The organism is Sphingosinicella terrae, assembly GCF_003347635.1.
GTDB classification, from domain to species: domain Bacteria; phylum Pseudomonadota; class Alphaproteobacteria; order Sphingomonadales; family Sphingomonadaceae; genus Allosphingosinicella; species Allosphingosinicella terrae.
This window is the reverse complement of record NZ_QDFY01000042.1, coordinates 1-1,163: the sequence shown is the minus strand read 5'-3', so window position 1 is coordinate 1,163 and position 1,163 is coordinate 1. Positions and strand designations below refer to the sequence as shown.

Here is a 1,163-nt window from a genome sequence, read left to right as displayed (position 1 = left end):
CCGGAGACGCCCGCCGACCGCGACTATGATGGCGGCTTCGCCGCCGCCCTGATGCTCAAGGACCTCAAGCTCGCCATGGAAGCCGCCTCGTCCGCCGACGCCTACACGCCGATGGGCTCGCATGCCGAGGAGCTCTACGCCCGGTTCGAGCGGCTCGGCGGCGGCCGCAAGGACTTCTCCGCGATCATCAAGATGATCGACGACAGCTGGCAGGCTGCCGGAGCGTAGGGGAGATCTGCCGATCGTGAATGCACGACGCACTGGCGTCGCACGAGAGGGACCTATCCGCCGCCGACGCCGAACAGCGGATCCGTCGAATCGTTGGCGGGAACGATATCCTCGCTATTCGTCCTCAGCTGACTGTCCATCTCGAGCAGCCGTTGCTTCATCCGATGAAGGATGTCCTCCGTCGCGGCGATCTCTTGCGCGGTGATCCCCGCCATCATCTGCCGATTCAACGCGGCCGCTCGATCCTGGATGGCCGCCAGCAGGTCGGCGCCTGCATCAGTCATTTCTATGCGCTTCGCGCGCCTGTCGACGGGGTCGGGCTTGCGTGCGACATAGCCGTTGCTCTCCAGTCGATCGAGCAATCCGCCGAGAGCCACCTTGCCTATATCGAGGACGCGGGCGAGTTCGGTCTGCATCATGCCTTCGCCATCGTGGCGCGACAGATTGGCGAGAACCCACCATTGCGAGCGGGTGATCCCGAGCGGCCCGAGTGCCTTGTCGACGACGGTGCGCCGAAGCCGCGACACGTCGTGGACGAGAAAGCCCAGGCGAAATTGCCCTGGCGTCAAACTTACTTTTGCTCGAGCCATACTGCAGCGCCCCTGCTTCATTCCAAGACAATCCTAGAGATAGTAAGCCACCCAGTCAATTCACATGATTACTATATAGGGATGCTCGCGCTTTGCCAGGTTCGATCATCCCTCTGCCGGGCCAACGAATTCTTGGACAGGCGAAACGGCTGCCTGGGCGAGGGGGCGCTGGGGAGCCCCGAATGGAGGCTCCCCACCAGCTCAGAGCTTTTCGGTGAGTTCCGGGACGATCTTGAACAGGTCTCCGACCAGGCCGATGTCGGCGACCTGGAAGATGGGCGCGTCCTCGTCCTTGTTGATGGCGACGATGGTCTTGGAATCCTTCATGCCGGCGAGGTGCTGGAT

2 protein-coding genes and 1 pseudogene are annotated in these 1,163 nt (G+C 62.7%); 1 reads left to right on the top strand and 2 read right to left on the bottom strand.

The genetic code is table 11. The annotated features are described in order from the left end of the window. The coding region (locus DDE10_RS23120) for an NAD-binding protein (protein WP_162806817.1) at positions 1–228 on the top strand (228 nt) is incomplete at its 5' end. Between the two features lie 53 nt (positions 229–281). Here DDE10_RS23120 and DDE10_RS23115 read toward each other — a convergent pair. Then, positions 282–839 (bottom strand): MarR family winged helix-turn-helix transcriptional regulator, encoded by a 558-nt coding sequence (locus DDE10_RS23115; RefSeq protein ID WP_284734849.1) that lies wholly within the window; start codon positions 837–839, stop codon positions 282–284. A 180-nt stretch (positions 840–1,019) separates the two neighbouring features. After that, positions 1,020–1,163, bottom strand: a pseudogene (locus DDE10_RS23110) (electron transfer flavoprotein subunit alpha/FixB family protein); the annotation flags it as partial.

Excerpts from the sequence above, each read along its gene's own strand:
- DDE10_RS23115 (WP_284734849.1), bottom strand. The coding sequence starts at position 839 with ATGAAGCAGGGGCGCTGCAGTATGGCTCGAGCAAAAGTAAGTTTGACG.